The organism is Caldisericia bacterium (genome assembly GCA_021158845.1).
GTDB lineage: Bacteria > Caldisericota > Caldisericia > B22-G15 > B22-G15 > B22-G15.
Genome location: JAGGSY010000053.1, coordinates 1 through 8,904, shown reverse-complemented (window position 1 = coordinate 8,904; position 8,904 = coordinate 1). Strand labels below are relative to the sequence as shown.

10 protein-coding genes are annotated in these 8,904 nt (G+C 37.1%); 2 read left to right on the top strand and 8 right to left on the bottom strand.

What is annotated here, in order from left to right:
* Both J7J33_02100 and J7J33_02095 read left to right on the top strand, forming a co-directional pair.
* A partial coding sequence (locus J7J33_02100) for a deoxyribonuclease IV (protein ID MCD6168081.1) occupies nt 1-508 on the top strand: 508 nt, incomplete at its 5' end.
* A complete protein-coding gene (locus J7J33_02095; GenBank protein ID MCD6168080.1) occupies nt 505-1,365 on the top strand; it encodes a carbohydrate kinase family protein in 861 nt (286 codons plus the stop codon). The genes J7J33_02100 and J7J33_02095, both read left to right, overlap by 4 nt.
* A 79-nt stretch (nt 1,366-1,444) precedes the next feature.
* Here the strand turns inward: J7J33_02095 and J7J33_02090 are convergent, their stop codons facing one another.
* The 8 genes from J7J33_02090 to prfB form a co-directional block, all read right to left on the bottom strand.
* Nucleotides 1,445-2,557, bottom strand: a complete 1,113-nt coding sequence (locus J7J33_02090) for a branched-chain amino acid ABC transporter permease (GenBank protein ID MCD6168079.1) — start codon at nt 2,555-2,557, stop codon at nt 1,445-1,447.
* Nucleotides 2,554-3,489 (bottom strand): branched-chain amino acid ABC transporter permease, encoded by a 936-nt coding sequence (locus tag J7J33_02085; GenBank protein MCD6168078.1) that lies wholly within the window; start codon nt 3,487-3,489, stop codon nt 2,554-2,556. Before J7J33_02085 ends, J7J33_02090 begins: the two co-directional genes overlap by 4 nt.
* Nucleotides 3,490-3,503: 14 nt before the next feature.
* The gene (locus J7J33_02080) at nt 3,504-4,214 is read right to left on the bottom strand and encodes an ABC transporter ATP-binding protein (protein ID MCD6168077.1); all 711 of its coding nucleotides are present in this window, start codon (nt 4,212-4,214) and stop codon (nt 3,504-3,506) included.
* Between the two features lie 9 nt (nt 4,215-4,223).
* Nucleotides 4,224-4,973: an ABC transporter ATP-binding protein gene (locus J7J33_02075; GenBank protein ID MCD6168076.1), complete on the bottom strand. Its 750-nt coding sequence runs from the start codon at nt 4,971-4,973 to the stop codon at nt 4,224-4,226.
* A 75-nt stretch (nt 4,974-5,048) separates the two neighbouring features.
* Complete coding sequence (locus tag J7J33_02070; GenBank protein MCD6168075.1) at nt 5,049-6,320, bottom strand: penicillin-binding protein activator; 1,272 nt, start codon at nt 6,318-6,320, stop codon at nt 5,049-5,051.
* A gap of 4 nt (nt 6,321-6,324) precedes the next feature.
* On the bottom strand, nt 6,325-7,155 hold the full coding sequence (locus J7J33_02065) for a phosphatase (GenBank protein ID MCD6168074.1): 831 nt from the start codon (nt 7,153-7,155) through the stop codon (nt 6,325-6,327).
* Nucleotides 7,152-8,027 carry a YitT family protein gene (locus J7J33_02060; GenBank protein MCD6168073.1) on the bottom strand — a complete coding sequence of 292 codons (876 nt, stop codon included), beginning with the start codon at nt 8,025-8,027 and terminating at the stop codon, nt 7,152-7,154. Before J7J33_02060 ends, J7J33_02065 begins: the two co-directional genes overlap by 4 nt.
* Nucleotides 7,996-8,904 (bottom strand): peptide chain release factor 2 (prfB, locus tag J7J33_02055; GenBank protein ID MCD6168072.1); only part of this gene is annotated, 909 nt, incomplete at its 5' end. The genes J7J33_02060 and prfB, both read right to left, overlap by 32 nt.

Genomic DNA, 8,904 nt, shown 5'->3' with positions numbered 1-8,904 from the left:
ATATGGTGAAGAAGAGGGAATAAAAATTATAATAGATAGTATAAATTTTATCATTAGAAAAACATCTCACACAGATGTAAAAATACTTCTGGAAACAGTTGCAGGGCAGGGAACAAACATAGGTTATAGGTTTGAGCAGATTAAAGAAATAATTGATGGGATAGAAAACAGGCAAAGAGCGGGAGTGTGCTTTGACACAGCACATGTATTTGAAGCTGGATATGACATTAGAAGTAAGGAAAATTTTCAGAGAGTTCTTGAAGAATTTGACAGAATAATTGGTTTAGATAACCTATTTGTCTTTCACATAAATGATTCTAAAACTCCCTTAGGTTCAAGGGTGGATAGACATACAAATATTGGTGATGGAGAAATAGGACTGGAGGCTTTTAAATTCCTTGTAAATAATAAACTATTTTCTAATCTTCCCATGATTCTTGAAACCCCAGGAGGAGAGGAAGCATACATTAAAGATTTAAAAACTCTTAGAGGGCTAATTTATAAGTGAAAAAAGTGGTTGTTATTGGGGATATAAATCTTGATATTATGGGTTTTGTGGACAGATTTCCCACCAAGGAGGAATCAATTCATCCTAAGGACATCTCCATAAGACCAGGGGGTGCAGCTTTAAACACAGCAATTTCCTTAGCGATAAATTCAGTGGATGTTACCTTAATAGGAGCTATTGGAAACGATGTTATAGGAGACTACATTGTTAAAAAAATAGAGAGGCTTGTTGATACATCCTTCATTCAAAAAGTGAATGCCACTACTGGTATAGTCTATATACTGGTTAAGAATGATGAAAAGGCAATGATTGGTTTTAAAGGAGCCAATGGATACTTGCAGTTTGAGAAAAGATGGGTTGATTTGCTGGAAAGATCAAGCATTATTCACATATCGCCCTATCTCTTCTCTGAAGAAACTGGTTTTAAAATTTTTGATAGAATAAGGCACATTGTAAAGAAAAAAATTGTAACATTATCATTCTCAAAAGTTCTTTTGAAGAGAAAAGAAAAGATACTCAACCTTTTAAGAGATTTCTCATTCATATTTATGAATGAAAAAGAAGCACAACTATTCGCAGGAGAAAATGAACCTTCCAGGATAAGAGAAGAATTATTAAAATACATGGATAGAGCAGTAATTACCAGAGGAGAAAAGGGTGCTTTTTACATAGATAAAGAGGTTTTTATAAAGATCAGTGGAAAAAGGGGAAGGATAATTAATCCAACTGGAGCAGGAGACTTTTTTGCTGCTGGATTTATATATGGCATTATTAAAGGTTTATCAATTAAAGATTCTCTAAAAATAGGGGTTGAGAGTTCTTACCGTTTTATTTCAAACCCCAACCCCTATTTTTAGAATTTAACAAACCACCACACCCCCAACTTAGAAAAGAAGTTAAACTATTTCTTCTTTATAATCTTTTCATATATTCTCTTCACCCTTTCAGAAGGTAAATAGTCTCGGTTTTCTCTGGAACAAGACCCTGAGGAAGGAACAGAATTATTATAATGATTACTGCACCAAGAAGAGTGTACTCAAGCCATATTGGATCAATTCCCCAATTCATAAGGAAACCAAAGACAGATCCCCTGTATATAACTATCATTGACCTTGCTACTGCAAGGGCAAGTACTCCGAGAACAACTCCTGTATTACTGCCAATTCCTCCGAGCATCATGTACGCCCATGGCCAGAATGTCCAGTTAAGACGGGTAAAACTTATGGCAGTACATGTTCCTGTATATATAACATAGGCTCCACCAGCAACAGCAGCCAAAGCGGCACCTATAACCAAACTTCTCGTTCTAACTTTTACCTTATCTTTACCATAAACACTCATCGCAAGATCTGAATCTCTATGCATTCTTAAAGTTCTTCCAAATGGAGAGCGGTTTAGTTTCTCCACTATAATATAGGAAATTATTGCAAGAACTACAGTCATAATCAGAGCCATTACCATTCTATTAACGCCAAAAGCTCTCAATGGATCTGGAACAAAGACTGCAGTAGTACCACCAACAAGAGGTTCCCAGTTGTGACCAACCCACATTAAGAAATCTCCAATGGCAAGCAATGATATTCCAAGATAAGCTTCTTTTAATCTAATTGCTGGTCTTGATGTAATCCATCCCATGATAGCTCCAAAAATAGCTGCAATTACAAGACTTATTATTAATACAAGAATGGAAAGAGCAGGATTACTCTCCAAGAGCTTATTTATAACAGGTACTACCTTATAATTCACTGCATCGTTTGCATACTCTGCTCCTGCTGGAAGATGCATAAACAGAGCCATAATTCTCCCTGGAATTGCACCAACTGCAAAGGCACCAGCGATAATTGCTATCACCCTTCCAAACTGAGGGACACCTGTTAAACCTGTTTCAAGATTCAAGCTAAGAGTAATAATTGTAAATATAGAAGCATCTATGAGAATTGAAGAAACCAGTGAGAAACCAGATGATAGAAGGATAAATAGGAACGCAATTACAACAAGAATCGCAATTAAAACATCTCTCCTTAAAAGAAACTTAAATATCTTTTTCATGATGCCTCTCCTTTTTCAGAAGATAAAGATTTAAAAGCCTTTTTCCACTGTATGCCAGCAAGACCTCTTGGGAAGAAAAGAAGAGTTACGACCATTATGAGAAGTGGTATTGCAAGTCTGTATCCAAGAACCCATGTTCCCAAGCTCTGTGCAAGCCAATACACTATCGCATACTCTGCAAGACCAACAACGAAACCACCAAACAGTCCTCCATATATACTGTACAGACCTCCAAGTATTGCACCAGCAAACATATTTGCAATTAAGTTCATCCCAAGAACTGGGCTTCCAGTTGTTGCCATAGCAAGAACTGCACCACCAAGAGAAGCCATGCCACCGCCTATTATCCATGAAGTCAGATAAATCTTGTCAGAATTTATTCCAGATGCCTCAGAGAGAGGTGTATTTTCTATAGTAGCACGCATGGCAATTCCAAACTTTGTCTTTGTCAAAAAGAGACTCAAAGCAGTAATTATCAAAACTGCTGTAATTGGAGCAAAGTATGTGGATGCATTCATCCCACCGATTTTTATATCATAAACACTCATTGTAACCCTTCTTGGGTAGAGTTTATATGTATGGGTAAGATAGTCGCAGTACATTTGAATAAGGGATAAGAGAATAAGATCGTATCCAAGAGTTGACATCATAAGGGTTATCTCATTTGCCTTTCTCTTAAGAAGTGGTCTGTTTAAGATAAAATATACAATTATCCCAAGAAGGGAACCAAAGAGAAATGCAAGGGGGAAATAGATATAGGGATTTCCACCTTTAAGTGCAACAAGAGTATAGACTACATAAAAACCAAAGGTTGCCATACTTGCGTGTGCAAAGTTAAATGTTCTTGTGGTTATATATAGAAAAGTGATTCCCCCAGATGTTAATGCAAGACCACTTGCATAAACCAATCCGCTTGCTAACCATCCTGGCATTTTTATTTCCTCCTTTATTCCTTTATTCCAAGGTATAGTTTAGACAATTCTGGATGCTGAAGTAGCTCTTTTGCCTTACCTTTAAACTTTATCTGTCCGCTTACAAGGAGGTATGCATTATCTCCAATATCCAATGCCAACTTTGCCATCTGTTCCACAAGTAGAACAGTAAGACCCAGTTCATCTCTTAACTTTTTTACTGTTCTCATTACTTCTTTAGTTATAAGAGGTGCAAGATCTGTACTTGGCTCATCAAGTAACATTATCTTTGGATTTCTCATAAGCCCCATTCCAATGGAAAGCATTCTTCTCTCTCCACCACTAAGTGTTCCTGCTTTTCTGTGAAAAAACTCCTTAATTACAGGAAACATCTCAAGTACCTGTTCCATTCTCTTATTCACTTCCTTTTTAGGAAGGGTATACGCCGCCATAATCAAATTTTCTTTTAATGTTAGATTGGCAAAAATATTTCCAAGTTGTGGGACAAAGGATATACCAAGCTGAGCTACCCTATGAGCAGGGGTACCAGTTATGTCTTTGCCATCAAGATAGATTTTCCCTGAAAAAACATCTGCAAAACCAAGAATACTGTTTAGAAGTGTGGTTTTACCTGCTCCATTGGGTCCTACAATTACTGTAATCTCCTTTTTTGGTACCTCCACATTCACATCATACAAAACTCTTAACTTCCCATATCCAGAGTAAAGATTCTTGATACTTAACATATCTCCTCCTTAACCAATATAAACCTCTACTACTTGAGGATCATTTAATACCTCATCTGGAGTACCTTGAGAAATTATACTTCCTCTATTCATGGCATAAGCATAATCAGCGTAAGGGGCAATAATATCAATTCTATGTTCTATTACAAGAAATGTAATCCCAGATCTCTGAAGCTCTTTTAGGTATGAAAGTATCTCATCTGCATATATTGGATCAACACCACCTATCGGCTCATCAAGTGCAATCAATTTTGCTCCTGCCGCCAATGCTCTTGCCACCTCCAACATTTTAAGCTGTGCGCCACCCAATGAGTAAGCTGGTTTATCCCACATTTCATCAAGACCAACCCTTTTTAACACACTAAAAGCCTTCTCCATATTTTCCTCTTCCACCTCCACCCATTCTTTTCTCTTGAATAAAGCATTAAAAGGATATTCACCCGGATTCCTCATGGCTGCAATAACATTGTCAAGGATAGTTAAACTCAAAAAGGGAATTGGTATCTGAAAGGTTCTTATAAGACCATAATCATAAATCTTATTGGGAGGAAGTCCTGTAATATCCTTTCCCTCAAAATAAACTTTTCCACCATCTGGTTTTAATACACCGGTACATACATTTAAAAAAGTAGTCTTTCCGCTTCCATTTGGTCCTATAAGAAGAGTAAAACTGTTCTCTTTTACCACAAGATCGACTGAATTAACAGCAATTAACCCTCCAAAACGTTTTGTAAGGTTAGTTGCTACAAGTAAATCCATACTTTCCTCCTTAATTTATATTAAAAGAGGGGCAGAGAATTACCCCTCTTTTATAATCAACTCAACCCTATCACCTTATTTATATGGATTTTTTATCCACTCAATGGTATCGGTCTCACCACGCCATACACCAACTTTCTCCCATTCTCCTTTATCGTTGATGAGCCACAAATCATAATCTGCAAAAGCTCTATCACCATTCTCATTGAGCACTATATGCCCACTTGCACCATAGAGTTCTGTTCTCTTATCTGTTACTTCAGGAAGGACATCTTTTACCTTTTCTGGATCATAACCTACCTGATCAATTGCTAAAGCAAGACACCATACTATATCATAGGTTCCATAGGAGTAAGAATCAGTCTCTCTGTTTAAGAACATATGGACAAATCCTCTGACATAATCAAAGAGAGGATATTTGGAAAGACCTGGTGCATAGAATGTACTTATAAACTTTGTCGTATTGGCAAATGGAGCAGAAACCTTATGGGATTTTAATGCCTCTGAAAGAGCTGTCCCATCACAGCCAAACCATTTAACCTCTTTAAGAAGTGGATACTCGTTAGCATCCTCCATTAATGGTGCACTTTCCTCAAATGCAATCAAAGAGATACCTATTCTGTCCTTAGGAACTCCCTGATTTATGAGATCCTGAACATAGCTGTTAAGAAGCGATGCCTCTTTTGGAAAGTCTTCAAGTTGTGGATCATATCTTATATGCTTATCATAAACTTTTCCACCAAGTTCTTTAAATCTCTTTTCCACTGCACTTTGAAGTCCATCACCCCAGGTATCTCCTCTCCAGATAAATATAACATTTGTTACGCCAGCTTCCCACATAAGTCTTGCAATTGCTGGACCTTGAATAAAGTCATCTGGACAGAATCTGATAAGATAGTCATCGGGAATAGACAGAGCTGTGGAAGTAGATGATGGAGAAACAAAGAGAATCTTGTTTGAATTTGCATATGTTAAAAGCTCCTTACATGAACCACTTGCCATAGGTCCAACAAAGAACTTAACACCAGCACCATACCAATCTTTCATCTTCTTCAATGAAGTGGTTGGATCAGTTGCTGTGTCCTCTACACTAACCTCTAATCTCCAGTTTTTTCCATTTCTCTCAAGCCAATAATTTACATCCTTTGCGGCAAGAAGAGCTGTCTCTTTACTGTTTTCACCAAAAGTGCCGAGTACACCTGTTAAAGGAAGAAGTGCTACAATTTTTCTTGTTTCAATGGACGGTTTTTGCTCTTCTCCCCCTTGCTCAGGTTTACAACTTGTTGTTAAACCCACAAAACCAACAATCAACGCTAAGACAAGAATTAAAGTTAAAATCTTTTTCATTCCTTCACCTCCTCGGAACTTTACTTTTTAAAGTAAAGTACTCCTCACCTCCTTTCCATTTTTCTGTTATTTTACTACTCTTTTTGCCTTTGTCAAGAGTTAATGTATCACTTAAGATTTTTTTTATAAATTTCTCAAATCCCCTTAATGTCCTATTTATTATTAAATTGTATGCTTCCTCACCAAATTTAGAGATAACCTCTAAAGACAGAGAGAAATCTCCCACATAATAGGAAAAATGAGCATCAGAAGAGATAAGAATGGGAGCCTTATATTTTATACATAATTCAGTTAATTTTGTGTAGTGCTTAAACCACACCTCTCCCCTCTTTAAGGCATTGTTATTTACCTCTAAAGCTTTCTTAAAATGAGCTGCCGCCCTCACTACCTCTTCAAGTTCTACAGGATATGGGAAATGGGGATCCCCTGGATGGGAAATTCCATCTATATATGGTTTCTTAATCGTATTTATGATTGCCTCTGTGTTTTTCACTAATGAATTTGAGGAATATGGAGTGCCGTTATGGAATGAAGCAATAACAAAATCAAGTTTCTTTAGTATATACTCCGGCAAATCAACATCTCCATACTTTGATAAAATATTTAATTCAACTCCAGTATAAACTCTTACACCTTCAATTTCTTTGGGAAGATAGGAATTGTAAAGCATTTTAAAGTAATCAATCTTTGGGCTATCAGGTCGTGCTGGTCCATGATCTGTAATACATATACCCAAAAGTCCTCTTCTTTTAGCGACCCTGGCATTTTCAATGATTGTGGAAAAGGCATGACCTGTAGCAATTGTGTGAACATGAGGATCAACTTCTATTCTCATCTCTTTGCCTCCTCTATGGGAAGGAATCCTTCACCAATAACCTGTGCAGCATTTAATATCACAACAAAGGCATCTGGATCCTCATCGTGAATGATCTCTTTTATTGAGGAGAGTTGTCTCTGGGGAACAACAGAGAGAAGTGCAGTTTTCTCTATTCCCGTATATGAACCCTTAACTTTAAATTCTGTAACTCCCCTATGAAGCTCTCTTATTATTCTAATCTTTATTCTTTCGTACGAATTGGAGATAATAAAGACAGATTTTGAATAGGAGAGACCTTCCTGGACAAGATCAGTAGATTTGGCTGAAACAAACAGACCAAGAAAACCATAGAGGGCATAATCTGGAGATTTAAATACAAAGGCTGCAAGTATAACAATCAGTGTATCAAATATAAGCATGGTTGTTCCAAAGGAAAGACCAAAATAATCATACAGAAGCTGCCCTAGGAGATCTGTTCCACCAGTACTTGCCCAATTTTTAAAAACTATTCCCACTCCAACTCCAACAAGAACACCACCATATATTGATGCAAGAATAGGATTGTTTGTAAGTGGTGAAAAATACGGATTTAAAACATCTATCGCAACAGAAGATGCTATAGTTGCGAAGAGAGTTGTTCCTATGAAACCAAACCCATACTTTCGCGCTGCCAGAATAAAAAGAGGGGCATTTAAGGCAAAGTATATTACTCCTATTGGGATGGGAATTACATAATGGATAACTATGGCAAGGCCTGAAAAACCACCAGGCGCAATTTTGTTTGGTGCAAGAAAAAGTATTATACCCAGAGCTTGAATAATGGAGCCAAGAATTATCCCTGCTCCTCTTTTTATTATTTTAATTATCTTTTTCTTTCTTTCCTTTTTCATCCTTTAGTTTCCTTAGATAAGCCCATATAAAATCATCAATTTCTCCATTCAATACCTTTCCAAGGTTTCCAGTCTCAAACCCTGTTCTATGGTCCTTAACAAGAGTGTAAGGATGAAAAACATAACTCCTTACCTGATTTCCCCAGGAGGCAGATTTGAATCCTCCCTTCAGTTCATAGACTTTCCTCTCCTTTTCAATCTTTTTCAATTCAACTAATTTAGAATAAAGTACTTTTAAAGCAGTCTCTTTGTTTTTAAGCTGGGATCTCTCACTTTGGCAAGTAACAACTATTCCTGTAGGAATATGAACAACTCTTACTGCTGAATCTGTTTTGTTAACATACTGTCCTCCATGACCACTGGCTCTAAACACATCAATCCTTAAATCATCTTCATTGATTTTTATCTCCTCTTCAGGAATCTCTGGTACAACTTCTACAAGCGCAAAGGATGTGTGCCTTCTATGTGCAGCATCAAAGGGAGAGATCCTTACCAATCTATGAACCCCATTCTCTCCCTTCAAGAGTCCGTAGGCATAATCACCCTTAACTATAACTGTGGCACTTTTAATCCCTGCCTCTTCCCCATAAGAAACCTCTACAATATTGAAATCAAACCTTTTTCTCTGAAACCACTTAAGATACATCTCAAGAAGTATCTGCGTCCAATCCATAGCATCTACTCCGCCAGCTCCAGCAGAGAGTGAAACAATGGCGTTGCTTTTATCATGCTCTCCTGAGAGGAAAAATATCTTTTTATACTCCTCAATCTCTATCTTAAGTTCCTTAACTTTATCCTTTAATTCATTAACGAGAGATTCATCATGTTCGTCTTTTAACAACTCAAGTAAAAAATCCACCTCTTGAAAGAGTGAGAT

What these genes read in the sequence shown, in the direction of transcription:
- J7J33_02090 (MCD6168079.1), bottom strand. Translation starts at nt 2,557, where the DNA reads ATGAAAAAGATATTTAAGTTTCTTTTAAGGAGAGATGTTTTAATTGCG.
- J7J33_02085 (MCD6168078.1), bottom strand. Translation starts at nt 3,489, where the DNA reads ATGCCAGGATGGTTAGCAAGCGGATTGGTTTATGCAAGTGGTCTTGCA.
- J7J33_02080 (MCD6168077.1), bottom strand. Translation starts at nt 4,214, where the DNA reads ATGTTAAGTATCAAGAATCTTTACTCTGGATATGGGAAGTTAAGAGTT.
- J7J33_02075 (MCD6168076.1), bottom strand. Translation starts at nt 4,973, where the DNA reads ATGGATTTACTTGTAGCAACTAACCTTACAAAACGTTTTGGAGGGTTA.
- J7J33_02070 (MCD6168075.1), bottom strand. Translation starts at nt 6,320, where the DNA reads ATGAAAAAGATTTTAACTTTAATTCTTGTCTTAGCGTTGATTGTTGGT.
- J7J33_02065 (MCD6168074.1), bottom strand. Translation starts at nt 7,155, where the DNA reads ATGAGAATAGAAGTTGATCCTCATGTTCACACAATTGCTACAGGTCAT.
- J7J33_02060 (MCD6168073.1), bottom strand. Translation starts at nt 8,027, where the DNA reads ATGAAAAAGGAAAGAAAGAAAAAGATAATTAAAATAATAAAAAGAGGA.